Here is a 24,700-nt window from a genome sequence, read left to right as displayed (position 1 = left end):
CGAGACGCACTGTCCCAGCCACAAGGAGTTGTGGCACTGTTGATGCCATGCAGCATCAGCCGCAGATTATTACGGCGTGCGCGCCGGCACCGGAGCAGCGATAACCCACTGCCCACCGCCAGCGCGCAGACCTCTCGTGGATTCCCACGGGGGGCCTTTTTGTTTTCGGACAAGAGCACAGCCTGTTTTTTCTGTTTTATCTATGAAGCCTGCACAGCCGAGGAGCCCCGGGCATGTCCGCACAAGGCGACTACGAGTCCTTCCACGTCTACGACACCACCCTGCGCGACGGCAGCCAGCAGGAGGGCCTGACCCTCGCCGTCGCCGACAAGCTCACCATCGCCCGGCACCTGGACTCGTTGGGCGTCGGCTTCATCGAGGGCGGCTGGCCCGGGGCCGTCCCGAAGGACACGGAGTTCTTCCGGCGGGCTCAAACAGAGCTCGACCTGAAGCACGCGCAGCTCGCCGCGTTCGGCAAAACCCGCCGGACCGGCGTGAAGGCCGCCGACGACCCGTTGGTGGCCGCGCTGCGGGAGTCCGGGGCGCCGATCGTCACGCTGGTGGCCAAAAGCCATGTCCGGCATGTCGACCTGGCGCTCCGGACCACCTTGGAGGAGAACCTGGCGATGATCCGGGACACCGTCGAGCACCTGCGGGCCGAGGGGCGAAGGGTGTTCCTGGACGCCGAGCACTTCTTCGACGGCTACCTGGCCGACCGGGCCTACGCCCTGGAGTGCCTGCGCACCGCAGCCGAGGCCGGGGCGGACGTGGTCGTGCTCTGCGACACCAACGGCGGCATGCTGCCGACGCAGCTCGCGGACGTCGTGCACGAGGTGCGCGAGGCCACCGGCACCCGGATCGGCATCCACACCCACGACGACGCCGCCTGCGCGGTGGCCAACGCGCTGGCCGCCGTCGACGCCGGCGCGACCCACGTGCAGGGCACCGCCAACGGCTACGGCGAGCGCTCCGGCAACGCCAACCTGTTCAGCGTGGTCGCCAACCTGCAGCTCAAGCTGGGCCGCGAGGTGATCCCGCCGTCCGGGCTGGCCGAGATGACCCGGATCGCGCACGCGGTCGCGGAGGTCACCAACCTGGCGCCGAACCCGCAGGCCCCCTACGTCGGGCTGTCGGCCTTCGCGCACAAGGCCGGGCTGCACGCCTCGGCGGTGCGTGTCGACCCCGACCTGTACCAGCACATCGACCCGCAGCTGGTCGGCAACGACATGCGGATGCTGGTCTCGGAGATGGCCGGCCGGGCCTCGATCGAGCTCAAGGGCCGCGAGCTCGGCTTCGACCTGTCCGCGGAGCCCGACACGCTGAGCCGGGTGACCAACCGGGTGAAGGAGCTGGAGGCGCACGGCTACTCCTTCGAGGCCGCCGACGCCAGCTTCGAGCTGCTGCTGCGCGGCGAGCTCAGCGGCGCGCCGGTGCGCTTCTTCGAGGTGCTGTCCTGGCGCACCTTCGCCGAGCAGCTGGCCGACGGCGCCGTGGTCAACCAGGCGACGGTGAAGCTGAAGGTCAAGGACGAGGAGGTGCTCGCCGCCGGCGAGGGCAACGGCCCGGTCAACGCCCTGGACACGGCGCTGCGCACCGCGCTGGCCGCCGCTTACCCGGCGCTGGCGGGTCTGGAGCTGATGGACTACAAGGTGCGGATCCTGACCGGCGACCACGGCACGGCCTCCCGTACCAGGGTGTTGATCACCACTTCCGACGGCACCACGGAATGGTCGACCGTCGGCGTGGACGAGAACGTCATCACGGCGTCCTGGCAGGCACTCGTCGACGCGGTGACCTTTGGTCTGCTCGCCAACGGTGAGACAGTGCTCTGAAGAGGCCTTCATAAGTCCTCCGAAAGGCAGGCTATTGACCCGATCGGTGATGATTCCCGCTCTCATCTCGGTTATCTCCCGCTAATATGACGGTGCGTAAGGGGTCAGTGCCCTAGAGTCAGCCTTCCGTCGGAAGTCAGCGAGGGTTGGTGACGCACTGCCATGGGACTGGACAGGCGAGGGCCGATTCCGGCCCTGCACATGCGGCCGCTGCCCGGGGCGCGCATCCACGGCGTGCCGCCGGGCTATACGGCCGCCGCCGTTCTGATCGCCGCGCACGCGTCCGTGTCCCTGGGCGGTCCCGCCGGCGCGGTCCCGGCCCTGATGGGCGACGCGGGCCTGGCCGCCGCCGCGGGTCTCGCGGCGGCGGCGTGCGTCCATCGCACGGTCCTGATGGTGCGCTTCTACCGGATGGCCTGCTTCCGCTGCTACTCCTGGCTGCTGGCCGGGCTGTCCTGCCTGGCCGCGGCGGTCGGGAACGCGGTGTGGGCCTGGTACGAGCTGGTCCTGGACGTCACGCCGCCGAGCCCGTCGGCGGCCGACTGGTCGTTCCTGTTCTTCGGGCCGCTGGCGCTGGCCGCCTTCGTCACCGCGCACGGCGAGTCGGTGAGCCTGTCGGTGCGGGTCCGGCTGCTGCTGGACACCACGCTGGTGGCCGGCTCGCTGTTCGTGGTGGCCTGGGTGCTCGCGCTGGCGCTGGCCATCGAGCGGGTGGACTCCCCGGTCCGCACCTTCCTGGTCCTCGGCTATCCGGCCTTCGACCTGGTGCTGGTCAGCCTGCTGCTGGCGCTGCGGGCGCGCACGCCGGGGGAGCGGGGCGGGATCGGCACCGGGGTGCGGGTCGGCTACCTGATGATCGTGGTCTGCGACTCGATCTTCACCATGCCCGCGGTGCGGGACGGCTACCGGTCCGGCGGCATCCTGGACACCGGCTGGTTCGCCGGCTACCTGGTGATCGCGGTGGCGGCCTGGTACGGCGACGGCTGGCGGCCCGAGCGGATCGGCCGCGGCGCGGCCGGCGGCGCGCAGGCCCCGGGTCTGATGCACCAGTGCGGGGCCGGCTGCTCGATCGGCCTGCACGACTGCGACGCCGCCACCGGCCGCGAGGTCGCGCTCACGCTGGCGGCCCCGGACGTCCCCGCCGCGCGCGGCATCGGCTCCGGCACGCGGTTCATCGACTCGCCGTCCCGCTGGGCCTCGCTGTTACGGACGGTGCGCGGGATACTGCCGTACCTGGCCGGCGCCTTCAGCCTGGGCGGCGTGCTGGCCGACGGCCTGGACACCGGGCGCCGCATGGACCCGGTGGTGCTGATCGCCGGCGCCGCGGTGCTGGTCGCGCTGGTGGCCCGGCAGGCGCTGACGCTGTTCGAGAACCAGCGCCTGACCGAGGACCTGCGCCGCGCGGCCGCGACCCTGCAGCACCACGCCTACCACGACGCCCTCACCGGCCTGGCCAACCGCGCGCTGCTCACCGACCGGCTGGAGCACGCGCTGACCCAGCGGCAGGCCGAGTGGGAGCCGGTCGCGGTGATCTTCCTGGACCTGGACGGCTTCAAGGGCGTCAACGACTCCGTCGGCCACGAGACCGGCGACCGGGTGCTGGTCGAGGCGGCCGGCCGGATCTCCGGCTCGCTGCGGGTCGGGGACACGGTGGCGCGCTTCGGCGGCGACGAGTTCGTGATCGTGCTGGAGGTCGGCACCACGGTCGGCGGCGCGCTGGGGGTCGCCGAGCGGATCCGCGGCCGGCTGTGTGAGGAGTACCGCATCGAGGGGCTGGCGCACTGCCTCGGCGCGTCGATCGGCGTGGCGTTCTCCGAGCCCGGCGGCACGGCGTCCAACCTGCTGCGGCGCGCGGACGCCGCGATGTACCGGGCCAAGACCGGCGGCCGGAACCGGGTGGTCGCCGAACCGCTCGCGGCCACGTGGGCCATTTCGCATGGCGAGACCGCTCCGATCAATGCTTGACACAGGGAAGGGGCGAGGAGGAGGGTAACGACCATGACGACACGACAGTCGATTCTCGTACTTGCCAGGCGCGTAGGCTGACTTTCCCAACCAGCCACGCGCCTCCCCTCGTTGAGCCTTCCGGCTCCGGGGGTTTTTTGTTGGCCCAGTACGAGTCTTCAGAGAAGAGAAAGTCATGACAGACCGCGGCGATCAGCAGGCGATCTCCGGCGCCGCCTCGTTGATCCGGTCGTTGGAGGAGAGCGGGGTCGACACCGTCTTCGGCATCCCCGGCGGCGCCATCCTCCCGGCCTACGACCCGTTGCTGGACTCCACCCGGCTGCGGCACATCCTGGTCCGGCACGAGCAGGGCGCGGGGCACGCGGCCACCGGCTACGCGCAGGCCACCGGCAAGGTCGGGGTCTGCATGGCGACCTCCGGGCCCGGCGCCACCAACCTGGTCACCCCGATCGCCGACGCGCACATGGACTCGGTCCCGATGGTCGCGATCACCGGCCAGGTGGCCAGCACGCACATCGGCACCGACGCCTTCCAGGAGGCGGACATCGTCGGCATCACGCTGCCGATCACCAAGCACAGCTTCCTGGTCTCCCGGGCCGACGAGATCGCCCGCACCGTCGCCGAGGCCTTCCACATCGCCTCCACCGGCCGCCCCGGCCCGGTGCTGATCGACGTCACGAAGGACGCGCTGCAGGCCGCCACCGACTTCTCCTGGCCGGTCGAGATGGACCTGCCCGGCTACCGCCCGGTCTCCAAGCCGCACGCCAAGCAGGTGCGCGAGGCGGCCCGGATGCTCACCGAGGCCAAGCGGCCGGTGCTGTACATCGGCGGCGGCGTGCTGAAGGCCCGCGCCACCACCGAGCTGCGGGTGCTGGCCGAGCTGACCGAGGCCCCGGTCGTCACCACCCTGATGGCGCGCGGCGCGTTCCCCGACTCCCACCCGCTGCACCTGGGCATGCCCGGCATGCACGGCACGGTCGCGGCGGTCACCGCGCTGCAGAAGGCCGACCTGATCGTCGCCCTGGGCACCCGCTTCGACGACCGGGTGACCGGCAAGCTGTCCAGCTTCGCCCCGAACGCCAAGATCGTGCACGCCGACATCGACCCGGCCGAGATCTCCAAGAACCGCACCGCCGACGTGCCGATCGTCGGCGACTGCCGCGAGGTGATCGCCGATCTGGTGGTCGCGGTCCAGGCCGAGCACGCCTCCGGCCGGCGCGGCGACTACGCCGGCTGGTGGGAGCAGCTCAACGGCTGGCGCAAGACCTACCCCCTGGGTTACGAGCTGCCTTCCGACGGCTCGTTGGCGCCGCAGCAGGTGATCGAGCGCCTGGGCCGGATCTCCGGGCCCGAGACGATCTTCGCCGCCGGCGTGGGCCAGCACCAGATGTGGGCCTCGCAGTTCATCTCTTATGAGAACCCGTACACCTGGCTGAACTCCGGCGGCGCCGGGACCATGGGCTACGCGGTCCCGGCCGCGATGGGCGCCAAGGTCGGCATGCCGGACTCCACGGTCTGGGCGATCGACGGCGACGGCTGCTTCCAGATGACCAACCAGGAGCTGGCCACCTGCGCCATCAACGACATCCCGATCAAGGTGGCCGTGATCAACAACGGCAGCCTGGGCATGGTCCGGCAGTGGCAGACCCTGTTCTACGGCAAGCGCTACTCCAACACCGACCTGGACTCGCGCCGGATCCCGGACTTCGTGAAGCTGGCCGAGGCCTACGGCTGCGTCGGCCTGCGCTGCGAGTCCCCGGACGACCTGGACAAGACGATCGAGAGGGCGATGGAGATCGACGACGCGCCGGTGGTCGTGGACTTCGTCGTGCACCGGGACGCGATGGTGTGGCCGATGGTCCCCGCCGGCGTCGGCAATGATGAAATCCTGGCGGCGCAAGACGTCCGGCCCGACTTCGGAGATGGCGAAGAATGAGACATCGAGAAGTCCCTGCTTTTATTCAGCACAGCGGTGACGGGGAGGAATAGAGATCATGTCACGACACACCCTGTCCGTCCTGGTCGAGAACAAGCCCGGTGTCCTGACCAGGGTCGCCGGCCTGTTCGCCCGCCGCGACTTCAACATCGAGTCGCTGGCGGTCGGGCCGACCGAGCACGAGGACGTCTCCCGTATCACCCTGGTGGTCACGGTCGAGGACCATCCGCTGGAGCAGGTCACCAAGCAGCTCAACAAGCTGGTCAACGTGTTGAAGATCGTCGAGCTGGAGCCGGCCGCCAGCGTGCAGCGCGAGCTGCTGCTGGTCAAGGTGCGCTGCGACCAGGAGACCCGCGCCGAGGTGATGGCCACGGTGCAGCTGTTCCGCGCCAAGATCGTCGACGTGGCCGTCGACGCCGTGACCGTCGAGGCCACCGGGGACAGCGAGAAGATCGAGGCGCTGCTGCGGGTCCTGGAGCCCTTCGGGGTCAAGGAGCTGGTGCAGTCCGGGATGGTGGCCATCGGCCGCGGCTCCCGCTCGATCGCCGACCGGCCGCTGCGCAGCATCACCCCCGAGGACGTCCGGGCGCACCACGAGGGCAACCACGCCCACGCTGCCAACGGCTCCCGGGACAACCACAACCGCACCCACAGAAAGCAAATGAGCGACCACCATGGCTGAGATGTACTACGACGACGACGCGGACCTGAGCATCATCCAGGGCCGCAGCGTCGCTGTCCTGGGTTACGGCTCCCAGGGCCACGCGCACGCGCTGTCCCTGCGCGACTCCGGCGTGGACGTGCGGGTGGGTCTGCACGAGGGGTCCAAGTCCCGCCAGGCCGCCGAGGAGGCCGGGCTGCGGGTCGTGACCGCGTTCGAGGCCTGCGAAGAGGCCGACGTGATCATGATCCTGGTGCCGGACCCGGTGCAGCGCAAGGTCTACGCCGAGGCCGTCGAGCCGAACCTGGCCGAGGGCGACGCGATCTTCTTCGGCCACGGCCTGAACATCCGCTACGGCCTGATCAAGCCCCCGGCCGGCGTCGACGTCTGCATGGTCGCCCCCAAGGGCCCCGGCCACCTGGTGCGCCGGCAGTTCGTCGAGGGCCGCGGCGTGCCGTGTCTGATCGCCGTGGAGCAGGACGCCACCGGCACCGCCACCGAGCTCGCGCTGTCCTACGCCAAGGGCATCGGCGGCACCCGGGCCGGGGTCATCAAGACCACCTTCACCGAGGAGACCGAGACCGACCTGTTCGGCGAGCAGGCGGTGCTCTGCGGCGGCGCCTCGGCGCTGGTCAAGGCCGGGTTCGAGACCCTGGTCGAGGCCGGCTACCAGCCGGAGGTGGCCTACTTCGAGTGCCTGCACGAGCTCAAGCTCATCGTGGACCTGATGTACGAGGGCGGCCTGGAGAAGATGCGCTGGTCGGTCTCCGAGACCGCCGAGTGGGGCGACTACGTTACCGGTCCGCGCATCGTCGACGACCAGACCAAGGCCACGATGAAGCAGGTGCTCACCGAGATCCAGGACGGCACCTTCGCCGCGAACTGGATCGCCGAGTACGACGCCGGCCTGCCGAACTACAAGAAGTACGTCGAGGCCGAGGAGGCGCACCCGATCACCGCGACCGGGAAGAAGCTCCGCTCGATGATGGCCTGGATCCGCCAGGACTGATCCGCCGCGCTCCGATCGGGCCTTCGAGGGCCGGCACCGCACATCTGTGCGCTGCCGGCCCTTCGTGCTCTGCTTCACACTTGATCACCATCTGTCACTCTTTTGGCATGCTCACACTGAATGCCCCCTTTGTCGGGAATAGAGTGGCGAACGCGCTCCCAGCAGCGCGTTCGCATCGTGTGTCCCGACAGGAGGAGAAAGATGGGCGTCAGCAGGAGGACACTCGCGCTGCAGACCGGGGCGATCGCGGCCGCGGTGGCGTTGGCCGCCACCGCGTGCAGCAGCAGCAAGAGCAGCGGAGGATCGAACTCCGGGACGGGTTCGGGCTCGGGTTCGGGCGCCGGCACCCCCATCGCCCAGCGCAACTCGGTCAACGTCGCGACCGTGAAACAGGGCGGGAAGATCACCTGGACCATCGAGAAGACGGTCCAGGACTGGAACCCGCTCACCTCCCTGGGCAACACGTTCGACTACGCGCAGACCACCAACGGCATCTACCCGGACGTCTACGTCCCGCAGCCGGACTACTCGCTGGTGCTGAACGCCGACCTGATGGCCGGCGACCCGGTGGTCACCACCGGCACCGCGACCACGCCGCAGAAGATCGTCTACCAGATCCAGCCGAACGCGAAGTGGTCCGACGGCACCGAGATCACCGCCGACGACTTCATCTACCTGTGGCAGGCGCAGAACGGCACCAACCCGAACGTCGACGTGGCCAGCACCACCGGCTACAGCGACGTGGCCTCGGTGGCGGGCAGCAACAACGGCAAGACGGTGACCGTCACCTTCAAGCAGAGCCAGCCGTTCTCGGACTGGAAGAGCCTGTTCACCTCGATCCTGCCCTCGCACGTCGCCAAGCAGCACGGTGACATCGCGGCCTCCTTCACCTGGCTGGACGCCAACCCGCCGACCGTCTCCGGCGGCCCGTTCGAGATCGCGCCCGGCGGCGTGTCGGCCGACAAGAGCCTGATCAAGACGATCAAGAACCCGCAGTACTACGGCAAGCCGGCCAACCTGGACGAGGTCGACTTCCGCGCGATCACCGACTCCTCGCAGGAGCCGACCGCGCTGGCCAACGGCGAGGTGGACGGCATCTACCCGCAGCCGCAGCTGGACCTGGTGAACCGGGTCAAGAGCATCTCCGGCGTGGACTACCACATCAACCAGGGCCTGGTCTGGGAGCACATCGACCTGAACCTGCGCAACACCGCCTTCGGCGGCCCGGCCAACGCCGACCAGACCCAGCCGGCCAAGGTCGCGCTGCGCCAGGCGATGTTCACCGCGTTCGACCGGCTGGGCCTGCTGAACCGGACCATCAAGCAGTTCGACAACGACGCGGCCGTGCTGAACAACCGCATGGTGGTGCCCGGCCAGCCCGGCTACCAGGACAACACGTCCTCGATGTACCCGGACTCCGGCGACCTGAACAAGGCCAAGCAGCTCCTGACCTCGGCCGGGTACAAGGGCGTGGGCACCGCGCTGGTCGACCCGGCCGGCAAGGCCGTCCCGGCGTTCAGCATGCGCTACACCGTCGGCAACCAGCTGCGCCAGGACACCTGCAACCTGTTCGCGCAGACCATGAAGCAGCTCGGGGTCACCGTCAACGTCAGCTCCACCGACGCCCTGGGCAAGACCCTGACCCAGGCCGACGCCCAGCACCAGTACGACATCATCGTCTTCGCCTGGGTGGACACGCCGTTCCCCAACTCGGCGAACCAGCCGCTGTACACCACCACGCCGCAGGGCACCCCGCAGAGCAACTACGGGTACTACAGCAACGCCAACGTGGACAAGTGGCTGGCCGACGCCACGGTCAACCCGGACCAGACGGCCCGCGAGAAGGACCTGAACCAGGCCGACGCGCAGATCACCAAGGACGCGTACACGCTGCCGCTGTACCAGAAGCCGACGATGATCGCGTACAAGAACACCCTGGGCAACGTGCGTGACAACCCGACGCAGATCGGGCCGACGTACAACATCGCGCAGTGGGGCCAGAAGTAGTCAGGAGTACCGCCGGGCGCGCTTCGCGCGCGCCCGGCCTCCCTGCCGGCGCAGGTACGGTCCCGTCCGCTCTTAACCTGAGAAGGCCCGAACGATGCTCGCCTTCACCATCCGCCGCCTGCTGGTGTCGATCCCGATCCTGATCCTGTCCACGTTCCTGGTCTTCCTGCTGGTGGCCTGGGGTGCGGACCCGCTGGGCGACTTCAAGTCGAAGAACCCGCCGCCCTCCCCGCTGGAGGTCGCGGCGCGGGAGAAGGCGCTCGGCCTGAACCACGGGCTGCTGGTCCAGTACTGGAACTGGATCAAGAACCTGGTGATCCACGGCAGCTTCGGCCCCTCGGTGCAGGGCTCGGCGTTCGACATCAACGCCGAGCTGAGCCGCCGGGTCTGGGTCACCTTCCGGCTGGTGATCTGCGCCATCATCATCGCGCTGATCCTGGCCGTGATCGTCGGCGTGATCACCGCGATGAAGCAGTACAGCGTCACCGACTACGTCGCCACCCTGATCGGGTTCTTCTTCCTGTCGCTGCCGGTGTTCTGGTTCGCGATCCTGCTGAAGATCTGGGCCACCGACATCAACAACTCGCTGGGCACCAGCATCAAGACGCTGGGTCCGCCGGGAGGCCAGTGGGGCGGCGTCGGGTCCTGGTTCGGCTTCCTGCTGCTGCCGACGATCACCCTGGCGCTGAGCTCGTACGCCACCTGGGCCCGGTTCCAGCGCGCGTCGATGCTGGACGTGCTGAACAGCGACTACATGCGGCTGGCCCGGGCCAAGGGCCTGTCCCCGCGCCGGGTCATGGTCCGGCACGGCCTGCGCACCGCGCTGATCCCGATGACCACGCAGGTGACCCTGGACGTCGCGGCGATCATGGGCGGCACGGTGATCACCGAGCGCATCTTCCAGTGGCAGGGCCTGGGCACGATGTTCATCAACGGCATCCAGACCCAGGACACCAACACGGTGCTGGCCTGGCTGCTGATCTCGGCGACCCTGGTGATCGTCTTCAACCTGATCGCGGACCTGCTCTACGCGGTCCTCGACCCCCGCATCCGGCTGTCCTAGGAGGGATGAGCGTGGCTGACAACATCCCGCCGCGGGACGTCAACGACGAGCCGGCGGAGCCGGAGCTGCCCGAGCCCCCCGGCGGCCGGGGCGCCGAGTTCCTGGGCGCGCAGGGCCAGCAGCCCGGGCTGATGATAGACGCCGTCACCCCGGGCGGCGAGGACATACTGCAGTCCGGCACGGAGCCGGCCGACAACGAGTTCACGGTCGCCGCGCGCAACCAGTGGCAGCTGGTGCTGCGCCGGTTCCGGCAGCACAAGCTGGCGGTGGCCTCGCTGTTCGTGCTGCTCCTGGTGGTGCTGTTCGCCTTCATCGGGCCGGTGCTGTGGAAGTACGGGCCGAACGACTTCACCAACGACTTCTCGGTGGCCCCCTCGCTCAGCCACCCGTTCGGCACCGACTCCAACGGCGCCGACCACATGGCGCAGGTGATGGCCGGCACCCAGCTGTCGCTGAAGATCGCGTTCGTGGTGGCGGTCGCGGGTACCGCCTTCGGCTCGGTCTACGGCGCCGTCTCCGGCTTCTACCGGGGCGTCACCGACACCCTGATGATGCGCCTGGTCGACCTGGTGCTGACCATCCCCGCGCTGGCCGTCGGCGCGCTGCTGGGCAAGAAGTTCGGCAACAACTGGGCGCTGCTGGCCGTGGTGCTGGCCGGCCTGCTGTGGACCGGCTCGGCCCGGGTGGTGCGCGGCCAGGTGCTCTCGGTGCGCGAGAAGGAGTACATCGAGGCGGCGCGGGCGCTGGGCGCCACCGACCGGCGGATCATCTTCCGGCACATCATCCCGAACGTGGCCGGCCCGATCATCGTGCTGTTCACGCTGCTGGTGGCCACCGCGGTGCTGACCGAGACGGCGCTGAGCTATCTGGGCTTCGGCGTGCAGTTCCCGGACATCTCCCTGGGCTCGCTGATCACCAGCGGCGAGACCGCGGCCACCGGCGGCCGGGGCTGGCTGTTCTACTTCCCGGGCCTGTTCATCATCCTGATCGCGCTGACCGTGAACTTCATCGGCGACGGCCTGCGCGACGCCCTCGACCCGACGCAGACGAAGGCCCGCGCATGAGTTCTGAGTTCCCGGCCGCCGTGCCCGCCGGCGGCCAGCCCATCGCCGACACCGTGCTGTCGGTCAGGGACCTGACCGTCACGTTCCCCGGCGACGACGGACTGGTCAAGGCCGTGCGCGGGGTCTCCTACGACCTGCACGCCGGCGAGGTGCTGGGCATCGTCGGCGAGTCCGGCTCGGGCAAGTCGGTGACCTCGATGGCGGTCATGGGGCTGCTGCCCAAGACCGCGCGGATCACCGGCTCGGTGCTGTTCCGGGACCGGGAGCTGCTCGGGCTCACCGAGAAGGAGATGACCGAGGTCCGGGGCAAGAAGGTCGCGATGATCTTCCAGGACCCGATGACCTCGCTGAACCCGGTCTACAAGATCGGCTGGCAGCTGTCCGAGGCGGTGCTGGCGCACCACGACGTCTCCAAGGACGTGGCGCGCAAGCGTGCGCTGGAGCTGCTGGAGATCGTCGGCATCCCGTCCCCGGACAAGCGGATCGACCAGTACCCGCACGAGTTCTCCGGCGGCATGCGGCAGCGCGTGGTGATCGCCATCGCGATGGCCAACGACCCGGACGTGATCATCGCCGACGAGCCGACCACCGCGCTGGACGTGACGGTCCAGGCGCAGGTGCTGGAGGCGCTGCGGGCGGCGCAGCAGGAGACCGGCGCCGCCATGGTGCTGATCACCCACGACCTGGGCGTGGTCGCCGGCCAGGCCGACCGGGTCCTGGTGATGTACGCCGGCAAGCCGGTCGAGATCGGCCCCATCGACGGCATCTACTACCACCCGCGCATGCCGTACACCGTGGGCCTGCTGGGCTCCCTGCCCCGGCTGGACCAGCGCTCCCAGGAGAAGCTGACCCCGATCCCGGGCACCCCGCCCTCGGTGGTGAACCTGCCTCCCGGCTGCCCCTTCGCCCCGCGCTGCCCGCTCCGGACCGACATCTGCCTACAGAGCGAGCCGGCCCTGCTCCCGGCTCTCGGTGCCGACCACGAGGCCGCGTGCCACCACTCGGACCTGCTGACGCACGAGGGCGCGATGGACATCTTCAGCACCGACCCGAACGCCGCGCCGGGCGAGCGGCCCGCCACGGGCCCGGCCCCGGACGACTCGCACCCGGACGAGCCGCAGCCGAACGACCCGGCCTCGGACGACCCGCACCCGGACGACCCGCACCCGCAGAGCGGAGCCGCGCAGTGACCACCACCCCGACGCCCGCCGACCCTGGCGCCGGCGCCCCGACCGGCGCCCCGACCGCCGCCGCGGCCCCGCTGCTGACGGTGAAGAACCTGGTCAAGGAGTTCCCGATCCGCTCCAGCGGCCTGCTCCGCAAGCAGGTCGGGGTGGTGCAGGCGGTCTCGGGCATCTCCTTCGACATCGCCCCCGGCGAGACCCTGGGCCTGGTCGGCGAGTCCGGCTGCGGCAAGTCCACGACCTCGCGCGCGGTCCTGCACCTCCAGCCGGCCACCAGCGGCCAGGTGGTGTTCGACGGCGTGGACCTGACCACGGTCGGCAAGAACGACCTGCGCCGCCTGCGCCGCGACATGCAGCTGGTCTTCCAGGACCCGTTCGCCTCCCTGGACCCGCGCATCACGGTGAACGAGATCATCGCCGAGCCGCTGCGCATCCACGGGCTCTACGGCGAGAAGGGCCAGGGCCGCAAGAAGGTCGAGGACCTGATGGCGACCGTCGGCCTGAAGCGGGAGCACGGCAACCGCTACCCGCACGAGTTCTCCGGCGGCCAGCGGCAGCGCATCGGCATCGCCCGCGCGCTGGCGCTGCGGCCGAAGCTGCTGGTGCTGGACGAGCCGGTGTCGGCGCTGGACGTCTCGATCCAGGCCGGCGTGATCAACCTGCTGGAGGAGCTGCAGGACGAGCTGGGCCTGGCCTACCTGTTCGTCGCGCACGACCTGTCGGTGGTGCGGCACATCGCCGACCGGGTGGCCGTGATGTACCTGGGCAAGATCGTCGAGCTCGGCCCCCGGGACCAGCTCTTCGACCATCCTCAGCACCCTTACACGCAGGCGCTGATCTCGGCGATCCCGATTCCGGACCCGCGGCGCGAGCGGACCCGCCAGCGCATCCTGTTGCAGGGCGATGTGCCTTCGCCGGCGAACCCGCCGTCGGGCTGCCGGTTCCGGACCCGCTGCCCGAAGTTCCTGACGCTGACTTCGGAGCAGCAGCGGAAGTGCATCGACGAGGAGCCGTTGCTGGTCGGGCGCGGTCCCGGCGGGATGGCGACGAGCGATGACGCGGTGCACAAGGCGGCTTGCCACTACGCGGAGTCGGTGCAGCTGCTCTAGGTGAGGGTTTCAGGCGGCTGCTTCAGGTGGCTGTCTCAGGCACCTGCTTCAGGCACCGCGAAACGGCCCGGCCCGGCGATCGCTCGCCGAACCGGGCCGGATGTTTTCACACTCTCAGTGCTCGTGTGCGCTCAGTGCTTGCGTGCTCTCAGTGTCCCGAGAGCTTCGTCGGCCGCACGCCGATCTTCACGCGGTCCTTCGCGTCGCCGGGGACGATCGCCTTGCCGTCGTACCACTCCGACAGCGTCTGGTACATCGTGGCCTCGGGGTCGGCCTCGATGACCTCGACCACGCCGCGGACTTCGAGGTAGTCGTACTTGTCGTCCGGGTCCATGATCGAGATCGAGACTCGCGGCTCGTGGGCGATGTTCTTGTACTTCTGGCGGAAGTTCGTGTGCGTGAACCACAGCAGCTCACCGTCCCACTTGAACCACATCGGGTTCACCTGGGGGGAGCCGTCGGGGCGGACGGTGGCCAGATCCACCAGGACCGGCTTCTCCAGCAGGGCGCGGGCCTTGTCCGAGATCTCAAGCGTCATGCGTGTTCCCAACTCGTCGTGCGGGCGTTGCCATTCCCGATCATCGCGCCTGGGCGGTGTACGCGTCGATCTCCGCGGCCAGCGCGCGCTTGCCGTCGGCGTCCAGGTACGAGGCCTCGACGGCGTTCTTCGCCAGCTCGGCGACGCCGCGCTCGTCCAGGCCCAGGAGCTTGGCGGCGACCTCGTACTCGTGGATCAGGTCGGTGCCGAACATCGGTGGGTCGTCGCTGTTGACCGTGACCAGCAGGCCGGCGTCGACCATCTGCCGGATCGGGTGCTGGTCCAGGTCCTTCACCACGCCGGTGGCGATGTTGGAGGTCGGGCAGACCTCGATCGGGATCCGGTGCTCGCCGAGGTAATCGATCAGCTCCGGGTCCTGGACCAGCGAGGTCCCGTGGCCGATGCGCTCGGCCTTCAGGTGCCGCAGCGCGTCCCAGACGGTCTCCGGCCCGGTGGACTCGCCGGCGTGCGGCACACTGTGCAGCCCGAGGGCCAGCGCGCGCTCGAAGTACGGCGCGAACTGCGGCCGCGGCACGCCGATCTCCGGGCCGCCGAGCCCGAACCCGACCAGCGACTCCGGCTGGCGGGCCTCGATCAGCGCGATGGTGTCCTCGGCCGCCTCCAGCCCGGACTCGCCGGGGATGTCGAAGACCCACTTCAGCGCCAGGCCGAAGTCGCGCTGCGCCGCCACCCGCGCGTCCTCGATCGCCTCCAGGTACGCCGCGCCGTCGATGCCGCGCCGCAGGTGCGAGCGCGGCGTGCAGGTCAGCTCGGCGTACCGGATGTTCTGCGCGGCCATGTCGCGGGCCACGCCGTACGTCAGGTCCCTGATGTCCTCGGGCGTGCGGATCAGGTCCACGACGCTCAGGTACAGCTCGATGAAGTGCGCGAAGTCGGTGAAGGTGAAGTACTCGGCCAGCCGCTCCGGATCGGCCGGCACGTCGGTCGCGCCCTCGTAGCGGGCCGCGAGGTCGGCGACGACGCGCGGCGAGGCCGATCCGACGTGGTGGACGTGAAGCTCGGCCTTGGGCAGGCCCTGGATGAAGTCGCGCATCCCGCGATTGTGCTCTAATGCTCGCTCATCCGCAGAATCGCGTTGTCACGGCCCGCTCCGGCCAGTGACAACACCACGCCGATCGCCGCGTAGACCACGAAGACCCACAGCGCGGTCGAGAGCCCCTGCGAGTGGAAGTAGGCCACGCCCCGCACCGCGTTGGTGCCCTGGAAGTTGGGCAGCCACGGCCCGATCGCGCGCCAGAACCCCGGGATCATGTTCCGCGGCCACGGGCCCGCACCGGAGGGGTTGCCGAGGATCACGAACAGGCCGATCACGATCCCGGTGCCGACCAGGCCGAGGAACGTCTGCAGGCCGTTGGCGAAGACCGACACGGAGAACACGACGAGCATGCCGATCAGGGCCTGCGTCCACCACCCGCCGCCGAGGAAGCCCAGGATGCTGTGCACGATCAGCGTGCCGCCGATGCCGCCGAGCACGCTGTACACGGCGAGCATCCCGATGCGCTCCAGCGCCAGCCGCGGCGTCGTGCTCTTCATGCCCCCCATCAGGCCGACCAGCGTCGAGGCCAGGTAGCCGCCGACGGTCCAGGCGATGACCAGGTAGAACGGGACCAGCCCTTCGTCGTCGCCACGGTGCGGCGGCAGGACGTCCTTCACCTGCAACGTGTGCTGCTGCGACTGCGCGGCCTGGGTGAAGGCGATGGTCAGCGCCTGCGGCGCCGCCGGGCCGATGGCACTGGTCACCAGCAGCTGATCGGTGCTCCCGACCGCGGCCGGCAGGTAGGCGCCGAGGACACGCCGGTGCTTGATGGCATCCTCGGCGGCCTCCGGGCTGGCCTGCGGCTTGAGTGTGAACAGCGGCCCGGCCTGGTCGGAGGTCTTCTGCAACTGCTGGACCACCTGAACCGGCGCGACGACACCGACCGGCATCCGGTGCGGCCGCTGCGGCCCGTGCATGGCGCCGGTGTACGAGACCACGAAGGCCAGCTGCATCAGCAGGGCCATGAAGACGAAGAAGCCGATCCGGCCCTTGCGCCCGCGCTCGTTCAGGTCGGCGTTGGCGGCTTCGAGGGCGGCACGGTTCATGGCCGGTCGGTACCCGCGTCATTTGGGGGCAATGCCAGGATTCTGCCGAACGGGTGGTCGAGGAGGCTGAGGTGGCCGAGGTGAAGGCGGGTGGGCGGCGCGAGGCGGCTGTGGGTTCGGTGCCGGGGCCGGAAGCGATGGCGTGTCTAGCAGGTCGTTCGGCGCGGCAGAGCAGTGGCAGCGGTGCTTCTAGCAGGTCGCTCGGCGTGCCAGCGCGGTGATGGTGCGGCTTTTTAGTGGTCGTTCGGTGCTCCACTGCGGTGGCCGCGATGCTGTCGGCAAGTTGCCGCAGCTCTTACCGGCGCTTCTTGCTCGCCTTGCTCGGCTTACCCGCCTTCTCCCGGGGCACCCCGCCGATCATCTTCGGCATCCGTCCGAGCGTTGTGGCCGGCGTGGGCAGCGGCCGGGCCGCGCCCGACCCGCCGTCCGGGGCCACGGCGCCGCCGAGTGGGCGCATGCGCAGGATGGCGGATTCCGCGGCCCAGCGCTGCTGGTAGCGGTCGCCCTCGGCGAGGTTCAGGCGCTCGGCGTGCAGGGCCTCGGCGGCCGCGCCCCATTCGGGGGTGCCCGGGACCACCAGTTCGACCTGGCTCAGGAAGCTGATCAGGCGGCCGCCCTGGTCCTTGCTGCGCATGGCCACCTCCACCACGCGCCCCGGCACCGCGTACAGGGGCAGCGGCTGCTCGGTGCCGCCGGCGACGACGGTCACGGCGTCGTCGTGCCACACGTGCCACACCGCCTGCGGGCCGCTGGCGCGGGCGGCGTCGCCCTTCGCGGACAGGCCCGCCGGGCTCAGCCAGACCAGGCCGGACTTCTTGGCGGCCTCCTCGATCAGGGCCGCGTCGAAGTCGGGCTCGGGGACCCAGGGGGTCTGGCTCGGCTTGGCGTCCGCGGCGGGCCGCGAGGCCGCAGGCTTCGAGGCGGCGGAAGCGGTCGCGGTCGGGCTCGAAGTCGGAGTCGCGCTCGCCGTCGGGCGCCGGGACGCCGTGGTCTGCTCGGGCTGCTCGGGCATGGCGGTAGCGTCTCATACCTCGCGCGGCGCGATCGCCTTCTCGGGACAGGCCTTCGAAACGCCCCGGTCTTCCCGCATGCTGAGCGCCCTCTCGGCCTCCCGGCACCCCCGGCTACGCTGCTATCAGCTGACAGGACCACCATCGAGGACAGGGACTTACACGTGACCGGGACCCGCAGGTGACCGCCGACAGCGCCGCGACCGTCCCCGGTGCCGCACCCTCCGTCCCCCCGTCCGTCCCGCTTCGCGTCTCCGCCGTCCACCGACCGCCGAAGGCCGACATCGCCGTGCTCGGCGTGGCGGTCACCGCGGTCGGGACCTCCGGGCCGCTCATCGCGGCGGCGGCGGCGCCGGCGATGGCCATCGCCTTCTGGCGCAACGCGATAGCCACGCTCGTCTTCGCGCCGTACGTCCTGCTGCACGGGAACCTGCGTGCCGAACTGCGCGGGCTCGGGCGCCGGACCACCATGCTGGCGCTGGTCTCCGGCCTCATCCTCGGCGCGCACTTCGCGACCTGGACGCCGTCCGCGAAGCTCTCCTCGGTCGCGTCGGCGACGGCCTTCGCCGCGACCCAGCCGATCTTCGCGGCGATCGTGGCCCGCGTCCTCGGCCATCACGTGCCCACGCGCGCCTGGGCCGGGATCGGGGTCGCGTTCGCCGGGGTGCTGGTGCTGTCGGGGGTGGACTTCCACGCCTCGTTCCGGGCGTTCGAGGGCGACCTGCTCGCCCTGACGGCCGCCGCCTTCGCCGCCGTCTACATGACCATCGGCGGCGAGGTGCGCAAGACCGCGTCGCTGCCGACCTACGCCTTCCTGTGCTACGGCGCGGCGTCTGTGTTCCTCATCGGCGCCGTCGGAGCGACCGGCTCCGACCTCGTCGGCTTCGGCGGCAACGCGTGGCTGAAAATCGGCGCTCTCACCCTCCTGGCGCAGTTCCTGGGCCACACCCTGTTCAACCGCGTCGTGAAGACCACCAGCGCCACCGTGATCTCCACCGCGATCCTGCTGGAGGTGCCCATGGCGGCCGTCATCGCGGCCGTCTTCCTGCACCAGATCCCCTCGGTCTGGGCGGTTCCCGGGGCGGTGCTGATTCTGGGCGGGCTGCTGCTCGTGGTGACGGCGAACCGGGGCCAGAGCGTGCACTGACCCCCACAGAGAGGCCCCGGGAAGTGGCGCGCGTCATGATGACGCCCTAGGTGACCCGCCAGTAACGTGACGGCTATATCAGCGGTCCGTACCCACTCCCGGGAGGGAACCCACCCATGTCCGAGTCCGCTCGTCCGCAGCGCCCCCGCCGTTCGTGTCTGGCCGTCCCCGGCTCCAACCCGCGCTTCCTGGAGAAGGCGCAGGGCCTGCCCGCAGACCAGGTCTTCCTGGATCTGGAGGACGCGTGCGCCCCGCTGGCCAAGCCCGAGGCCCGGCACACGATCGTGAAGTTCCTCAATGAGGGGGACTGGACCGGCAAGGCCCGGGTCGTGCGGGTCAACGACTGGACCACCGAGTGGACCTACCGCGACGTCGTCACCGTGGTCGAGGGCGCGGGTCCGAACCTGGACGCCATCATGCTCCCCAAGGTGCAGAACGCGGCCCAGGTGCAGGCGCTGGACCTGCTGCTCACGCAGATCGAGAAGACGATGGGCTTCGAGGTCGGCAAGATCGGCATCGAGGCGCAGATCGAGAACGCCGCCGGCCTGGTCAACGTCGACGAGATCGCCGCCGCGAGCCCCCGGCTGGAGACCATCATCTTCGGCCCGGCCGACTTCATGGCCTCGATCAACATGAAGTCGCTGGTCGTCGGCGCCCTGATCCCCGGCTACCCGGCCGACCCGTACCACTACATCCTGATGCGCATCCTGATGGCCGCGCGCATGCACAACCTGCAGGCCATCGACGGTCCGTTCCTGCAGATCCGCGACGTGGACGCCTTCCGCGAGGTCGCCGGCCGCTCGGCCGCCCTCGGCTTCGACGGCAAGTGGGTCCTGCACCCGGGCCAGGTCGAGGCGGCCAACGAGATCTACTCGCCGTCGCAGGAGGACTACGACCACGCCGAGCTGATCCTGGACGCCTACGACTACTGCACGTCCGAGGCCGGCGGGAAGAAGGGCTCGGCGATGCTCGGCGACGAGATGATCGACGAGGCCTCGCGCAAGATGGCCCTGGTCATCGCGGGCAAGGGCCGCGCGGCTGGCATGAGCCGCACCACTTCCTTCGAGATCCCGGAGGCCTGAGATGGGGCGCCTGGCGCAAACCGACGGCCTGACCGACATCCAGGAGGAGATCCTGGCGACCGTCCGCACCTTCGTGGACAAGGAGATCATCCCGGTCGCCAACGACCTGGAGCACGCCGACGAGTACCCGACGCAGATCGTCGAGGGCATGAAGGAGATGGGCCTGTTCGGGCTCATGATCCCCGAGGAGTACGGCGGCCTCGGCGAGTCGCTGCTGACCTACGCGCTGGTGGTCGAGGAGATCGCGCGCGGCTGGATGTCGGTCTCCGGGATCCTGAACACGCACTTCATCGTCGCCTACATGATCAAGCAGCACGGCACCGACGAGCAGAAGCAGCACTTCCTCCCCGCGATGGCCGAGGGCGAGGTCCGGGCCGCGTTCTCGATGTCGGAGCCGGCGCTGGGGTCGGACGTCGCGGCGATCACGACCAAGGGCGTGCCGGATGGCGATGACTACGTCATCAACGGCCAGAAGATGTGGCTGACCAACGGCGGCTCCTCGACGCTGGTCGCCCTGCTGGCCCGCACCGACCTCGGCGAGGCCGCGGCGCACAAGAACCTCACCACCTTCCTGATCGAGAAGCCGGCCGGCTTCGGCGAGGTGGCGCCGGGCCTGACCGTCCCGGGCAAGATCCAGAAGATGGGCTACAAGGGCGTGGACACCACCGAGCTGGTGCTGTCCGACTACCGCATCCCGGCCGACCGGATCCTCGGCGGCACCCCCGGCAAGGGCTTCGCGCACATGATGGACGGCGTCGAGGTGGGCCGGGTCAACGTGGCGGCCCGGGCCTGCGGCATCGCGGTGCGCGCCTTCGAGCTCGGCGCCGCCTACGCCCAGCAGCGCACCACCTTCGGCAAGCCGATCGCGCAGCACCAGGCGATCCAGTTCAAGCTGGCCGAGATGGGGGTCAAGGTCGAGGCCGCGCACGCGATGATGGTGCGCGCGGCGAAGGTCAAGGACGCCGGCCGGCGCAACGACCTGGAAGCCGGGATGGCCAAGTACCTGGCGGCCGAGTACTGCAAGGAGGTCGTCGAGGACTCCTTCCGGATCCACGGCGGCTACGGGTACTCCAAGGAGTACGAGATCGAGCGGCTGTACCGCGAGGCGCCGATGCTGCTGATCGGCGAGGGCACCGCCGAGATCCAGAAGATGATCATCGGTCGGCGGCTGCTGGAGGACTACAAGGCGAAGTAGGGCTCTGGTTTCCCGTACTTTCCGTGGCGCCCGGCTTCTCCGAGGAGATCCGGGCGCTTCGCCGTTTTCGAGGGTTTTCACCGGTTTGCGTGGGATCATGGCCGGGAGGAGGCGCGGTGAGGTTCGTCGACGATCATGGCACGCTGCTGCACGTCGTCCGCGACGGTGCGCAGGGTCCTGTCGTGCTGTTCGTGCAGGGGCTGGCCGGGGCCTGGTTCGAGTGGGACCCGGTGGTGCCGATGCTCGCCGGAGACCACCGGCTGGTGCGCTTCGACCGTCCCGGGCTGGGCTGGTCGCAGCCGGAGGTCCGGGAGGACGGCAGGCTGCTGCCGCAGACTCTGGCCGGCGAGGCGGAGCGGTTGGGCCGGGTGCTGGACGCGGTCGGCGTCGGGCCGGAGGAGAAGGTCGTCGTGGTCGCGCACTCCTACGGGGCTTTCCACGCCGAGGCCTTCGCGCGCCTGCATCCCGAGCGGATCGCCGGGATCGTCTTCGTCGACGGCAGCGCCGAGCCGGACATCACGCCGGCGCCGGGCGGGCCGGGCCGGGCGTTCGGGCAGGCTTTCGTGCGGGGGACCAGGCTCCTCGGCCTGAACCAGGTGCTGGGGCCGGCGGTGCGGCGGCTGGTCTACCAGGCTGCGAGTACGACGCACCGGGATCCGGACCGCGAGTTGGGGCGCGCCGTCTACCGCTCCAGCCGGGTCGCGGCGGCGGTGGTGAACGAGCTGTGGTCGTACCGGCCGACCGCGGTGGAGTTACTTGAGCTGCGCTGCGAGCGGCCGTTCCCCGAGGTTCTGGTACAGGTGCTGGTGGGGGCGGCGGGCGCGTCAGAGGACGGACACGCGCGCAAGTGGGTCGAACGCCAGCGCGACTTCGCGGGGTTGTTTCCCGGTGCCGAAGTCGTAGAGTTACCCGATGCCAAACACCTGATCGCCGCCGACCGGCCGGACGCGGTCGCCACCGCCGTGCGTTCCCTGGGTTTTTGAGTGGTCGGTCCCGCTGCGGGGTCGGGTTGCGGCAGGATGGTGCCTTGAGGCGGTTGAAGAGCGCGAACGTATAGGGCGGGAAGTAAACAGTGGCGACTTACTACGTCATAGCGAGGATGGACGGGACAAGGTTCGTGGGGCCGGACCACCACAAGGTCGACCTTTACGACGCGCTCGAGCGGGGCGTGACCACGTTCATCCCCTCGACGTGGCAGGACCACGACCCGCTGTCCGTCGACGACGACGAGGCCTCGCCGAAGTCCGACGTCCCGGTGGGGCTGCTGGTCTACCCCGACCCCGCGCAGGTGGGCCTGGGCATCGCCGACGACATGACGCTCTCCCTCGGCATCGACGGCGGCTTCCGCCTGTTCCAGCTCCAGGCGGTCTCGGCCCCGGAGCACTACACGCCCTCCAGCGCGGTCGGCGCGAAGGCCATCGTCACTCGCGAGTTCCTGGTGGTCGCCGAGGTCCCGGGCTGGTGGGCCTACGGCCCGCACGGCCGGCACGTCAACGGCCTGATCACCGCGGTCTCCAACCTGGAGCGCCAGCAGGTGGACCAGATAGGGACCGGCCTGGAGCGCCCGGACGTGATCTTCGAAGTGGACCGCCGCGAAGTCCTGGACGCCGCCGACCTGGAACTCCTGCGCCACGACCGCGTCGGCGCCGCCCGCGTGGCCCGCGGCTACGCCCGCGCGGCGACCTACCGGGCCTGGGACCGCGACGCCGGCCTGTCCCGCGCCGCCTCCCTGATCGGCGACCTGGCGCACGCCACCGTGGTCGGCGACGTGCTCAGCGAGGACCAGCTGGCGCTCCTGCTGAAGAAGCTGACGCCGCACATCTCCGAGGTGATGCCCGCCGGGGAGATGGAGGCCTACGGTTCGGTCGCGGAGGAGGCCGCCGGAAGCGACGCCGAGGTCGGGGCCGAGGAGTAGAGGTGCGCTGGGCGCGGATCGGCGGTGCTGGCCGCGCTCGGGATCGGCGGCGGGACTGGCTTCCGGGTCGGCTGGCTCGGCGATTGGTTTCGGCCAGCGGCTCTAGCCCGGCGGCGTGAGCCAGTCGCCGGGCTCCTTCGGCGGCTCGATGTCCTGCACATCAGCAGTCTGCGTATCGGCGACCGGAATCCGATCCTGCACCGGCGGCACCGGCTCCGGCACAGCCCAGGCTTCCTGCGTCGGGGCAGCCGGCGGCTGGCTCGGCATCGGGTACCCCGGCATCGCATAGCCGCCCGGGCCCGGCACCTGACCCGGCATCGGGTAGCCCGGCACCCCGTACCCATAAGCCATCCCGTAAGGCGCCTGCGCCGGCATCCCCGGCCCGCCGTACCAGGCCCCCGCCAGGTTGCGCGCCTTCTGTTCCCTCGTGATCGTCGCCACGTAGGCGATGGCCAGCAGTGCCGCCGCCACGCCGATCGCCAGGGCCACGATGCCGTCGGTCGCTGCCGACTGCAGGTCGGTCGCGCGGTCCGCGGGTGCGTCGTTCTGGAGTCGGCCGTTCGCGCCGCTCACCACCAGGCCGGCGAGCCAGAACGCCAGGAACGCGGCCCACCACCAGCCGGTGAGCAGGCCGCCGCCCACGGGTCTGCGCTGGTGGCCGCGCATGGTGCCGCGATTGATGTCGCGGGCGACGATGCAGGGCAGCACCAGGGCGGCCACCGGGATGAACCAGCCGCCGATCGACCAGCCGACGCCGAGGGTGCCGCGGTTGGGGGAGTAGGCCTCGGCGTTGGTGCGCGCGGCCCAGAACCAGCAGATGAACACGATGATCGTGGCCAGTGTGACGAGGCTGAAACAGCCCATCGTGTTGCGGGCCCCCGCGTCGGAGCTGTCCAGGCCGGCCGGGGCGACCGAGCCCGGGTCGTTGAGGAAGTCGGTGAGCAGTGAGCGCCGCCAGACCAGGAATCCGGCGGCGAGGGCGGCCAGAGCCGCGTCCAGGGCCAGCAGGACGATCACGGCCACGCCGAGGCCGCCGACCGAGGTCCTGATGCGGGGCGTCGCGATGTTGTACGGCGTGGGGTATCCGTAGTCGGATATCGGGCTCCCGGTCACGCCGGGCATCACATCAGCGCGGAGCCGCCGCGTCAAGAACGTGGCGGACCTCACCGCCCGGCGTACTACTGGCGAGTAGCCCGCTGCGCGAAGATGACCGCAGAACGCGGGACAGCGGCAGCGCCGACCGGGCGACCGGCGGCGACCAGGTGAGAAGGGACCCCCCATCCATGCAGTTCGGCCGGTATTTCGAGGAGTTCGAGGTCGGCGCGGTGTACAAGCACTGGCCGGGCAAGACGGTCACCGAGTACGACGACCACCTGTTCTGCCTGATCACCATGAACCACCACCCGCTCCACCTCGACGCCAACTACGCCGAGGAGACCACCGACTTCAAGCGCAACGTCGTCGTCGGCAACTACATCTACTCGCTGCTCCTGGGCATGTCCGTGGCCGACGTGTCCGGCAAGGCGATCGCGAACCTGGAAGTGGAGTCGCTGCGGCACATCGCGCCTACCTTCCACGGCGACACCATCTACGGCGAGACCGAGGTCCTGGATAAGACCGAGTCCAAGTCCAAGTCCGACCGCGGCATCGTCTACGTCGAGACCAAGGGCTACAAGCAGGACGGCACCGTGGTCTGCGTCTTCCGCCGCAAGGTGATGGTCCCCAAGCGCTCGTACGGCGAGGCCCGGGGCGGCGAGCAGCCCGGCCGTCCGACCCCCGCGGCGTAGCCGGAGGCCTGCGCGGGATTGGAGCGCGGCAGGGCGCGGGAGAACACAGTCAGGGGCGCGTAGCCGGACCCGCGCCCTGCCGCGCTCCAATCC

20 protein-coding genes and 1 pseudogene are annotated in these 24,700 nt (G+C 70.0%); 16 read left to right on the top strand and 5 right to left on the bottom strand.

What is annotated here, in order from left to right:
* The first annotated feature begins 233 nt into the window (after window positions 1-233).
* The 10 genes and pseudogenes from cimA to GWK61_RS25505 all read left to right on the top strand — a co-directional run bounded on the left by cimA (window position 234) and on the right by GWK61_RS25505 (window position 13,830).
* Window positions 234-1,832 (top strand): citramalate synthase, encoded by a 1,599-nt coding sequence (cimA, locus tag GWK61_RS25550; RefSeq protein ID WP_194911999.1) that lies wholly within the window; start codon window positions 234-236, stop codon window positions 1,830-1,832.
* Window positions 1,833-1,994: 162 nt separating this feature from the next.
* Entirely contained in the window at window positions 1,995-3,797 is a 1,803-nt protein-coding gene (locus GWK61_RS25545) for a GGDEF domain-containing protein (RefSeq protein WP_194911998.1), read from the top strand.
* 175 nt (window positions 3,798-3,972) lie between these two features.
* On the top strand, window positions 3,973-5,733 hold the full coding sequence (locus GWK61_RS25540) for an acetolactate synthase large subunit (RefSeq protein WP_194911997.1): 1,761 nt from the start codon (window positions 3,973-3,975) through the stop codon (window positions 5,731-5,733).
* Window positions 5,734-5,791: 58 nt separating this feature from the next.
* Window positions 5,792-6,301, top strand: a pseudogene (gene ilvN / locus GWK61_RS25535) (acetolactate synthase small subunit); the annotation flags it as partial.
* 106 nt (window positions 6,302-6,407) lie between these two features.
* A complete protein-coding gene (gene ilvC, locus GWK61_RS25530) occupies window positions 6,408-7,403 on the top strand; it encodes a ketol-acid reductoisomerase (protein WP_194911991.1) in 996 nt (331 codons plus the stop codon).
* 201 nt (window positions 7,404-7,604) lie between these two features.
* Window positions 7,605-9,410 carry an ABC transporter family substrate-binding protein gene (locus tag GWK61_RS25525; protein WP_194911990.1) on the top strand — a complete coding sequence of 602 codons (1,806 nt, stop codon included), beginning with the start codon at window positions 7,605-7,607 and terminating at the stop codon, window positions 9,408-9,410.
* A 94-nt stretch (window positions 9,411-9,504) separates the two neighbouring features.
* Window positions 9,505-10,473, top strand: coding sequence for an ABC transporter permease (locus tag GWK61_RS25520; protein ID WP_194911989.1), 969 nt, complete (start codon window positions 9,505-9,507; stop codon window positions 10,471-10,473).
* A 131-nt stretch (window positions 10,474-10,604) separates the two neighbouring features.
* Entirely contained in the window at window positions 10,605-11,537 is a 933-nt protein-coding gene (locus GWK61_RS25515) for an ABC transporter permease (protein WP_438939784.1), read from the top strand.
* The gene (locus GWK61_RS25510) at window positions 11,534-12,727 is read left to right on the top strand and encodes an ABC transporter ATP-binding protein (protein WP_228562933.1); all 1,194 of its coding nucleotides are present in this window, start codon (window positions 11,534-11,536) and stop codon (window positions 12,725-12,727) included. The genes GWK61_RS25515 and GWK61_RS25510 overlap by 4 nt, the downstream gene beginning before the upstream one ends.
* A 71-nt stretch (window positions 12,728-12,798) precedes the next feature.
* Complete coding sequence (locus GWK61_RS25505) at window positions 12,799-13,830, top strand: ABC transporter ATP-binding protein (protein ID WP_194912005.1); 1,032 nt, start codon at window positions 12,799-12,801, stop codon at window positions 13,828-13,830.
* A 148-nt stretch (window positions 13,831-13,978) separates the two neighbouring features.
* Here GWK61_RS25505 and GWK61_RS25500 read toward each other — a convergent pair whose 3' ends face one another.
* The 4 genes from GWK61_RS25500 to GWK61_RS25485 all read right to left on the bottom strand — a co-directional run bounded on the left by GWK61_RS25500 (window position 13,979) and on the right by GWK61_RS25485 (window position 17,483).
* On the bottom strand, window positions 13,979-14,368 hold the full coding sequence (locus tag GWK61_RS25500; RefSeq protein WP_194911985.1) for a PPOX class F420-dependent oxidoreductase: 390 nt from the start codon (window positions 14,366-14,368) through the stop codon (window positions 13,979-13,981).
* 40 nt (window positions 14,369-14,408) lie between these two features.
* Complete coding sequence (locus tag GWK61_RS25495) at window positions 14,409-15,422, bottom strand: adenosine deaminase (RefSeq protein ID WP_194911983.1); 1,014 nt, start codon at window positions 15,420-15,422, stop codon at window positions 14,409-14,411.
* 14 nt (window positions 15,423-15,436) lie between these two features.
* Window positions 15,437-16,471: an ABC-2 transporter permease gene (locus GWK61_RS25490; RefSeq protein WP_194911981.1), complete on the bottom strand. Its 1,035-nt coding sequence runs from the start codon at window positions 16,469-16,471 to the stop codon at window positions 15,437-15,439.
* Between the two features lie 295 nt (window positions 16,472-16,766).
* Window positions 16,767-17,483, bottom strand: a complete 717-nt coding sequence (locus tag GWK61_RS25485) for a hypothetical protein (RefSeq protein WP_194911980.1) — start codon at window positions 17,481-17,483, stop codon at window positions 16,767-16,769.
* A gap of 179 nt (window positions 17,484-17,662) precedes the next feature.
* Here GWK61_RS25485 and GWK61_RS59755 point away from each other — a divergent pair, with 179 nt between their 5' ends.
* From GWK61_RS59755 to GWK61_RS25460, 5 genes are all read left to right on the top strand, one after another.
* Window positions 17,663-18,628 carry a DMT family transporter gene (locus GWK61_RS59755; RefSeq protein WP_194911978.1) on the top strand — a complete coding sequence of 322 codons (966 nt, stop codon included), beginning with the start codon at window positions 17,663-17,665 and terminating at the stop codon, window positions 18,626-18,628.
* A gap of 116 nt (window positions 18,629-18,744) precedes the next feature.
* Window positions 18,745-19,710 (top strand): HpcH/HpaI aldolase/citrate lyase family protein, encoded by a 966-nt coding sequence (locus GWK61_RS25475; protein WP_194911975.1) that lies wholly within the window; start codon window positions 18,745-18,747, stop codon window positions 19,708-19,710.
* Between the two features lies 1 nt (window position 19,711).
* Window positions 19,712-20,905: an acyl-CoA dehydrogenase family protein gene (locus GWK61_RS25470; protein WP_194911974.1), complete on the top strand. Its 1,194-nt coding sequence runs from the start codon at window positions 19,712-19,714 to the stop codon at window positions 20,903-20,905.
* Window positions 20,906-21,021: 116 nt separating this feature from the next.
* Window positions 21,022-21,888: an alpha/beta fold hydrolase gene (locus GWK61_RS25465; protein ID WP_323747748.1), complete on the top strand. Its 867-nt coding sequence runs from the start codon at window positions 21,022-21,024 to the stop codon at window positions 21,886-21,888.
* Between the two features lie 116 nt (window positions 21,889-22,004).
* Window positions 22,005-22,820, top strand: a complete 816-nt coding sequence (locus tag GWK61_RS25460; RefSeq protein WP_194911971.1) for a hypothetical protein — start codon at window positions 22,005-22,007, stop codon at window positions 22,818-22,820.
* Between the two features lie 102 nt (window positions 22,821-22,922).
* Here GWK61_RS25460 and GWK61_RS25455 read toward each other — a convergent pair whose 3' ends face one another.
* Entirely contained in the window at window positions 22,923-23,933 is a 1,011-nt protein-coding gene (locus GWK61_RS25455) for a DUF4328 domain-containing protein (protein ID WP_194911969.1), read from the bottom strand.
* A gap of 170 nt (window positions 23,934-24,103) precedes the next feature.
* On the opposite strand from GWK61_RS25455, the gene GWK61_RS25450 reads away from it, so the two are divergent.
* Window positions 24,104-24,607 (top strand): MaoC family dehydratase, encoded by a 504-nt coding sequence (locus tag GWK61_RS25450; protein ID WP_194911967.1) that lies wholly within the window; start codon window positions 24,104-24,106, stop codon window positions 24,605-24,607.
* Window positions 24,608-24,700: the final 93 nt, after the last annotated feature.

Origin of the sequence: Catenulispora rubra (assembly GCF_015356825.1) — a bacterium.
Taxonomy (GTDB): domain Bacteria; phylum Actinomycetota; class Actinomycetes; order Streptomycetales; family Catenulisporaceae; genus Catenulispora; species Catenulispora rubra.
The sequence above is the reverse complement of the archived record's forward strand: the minus strand, read 5'-3'. Positions and strand labels throughout refer to the sequence as shown.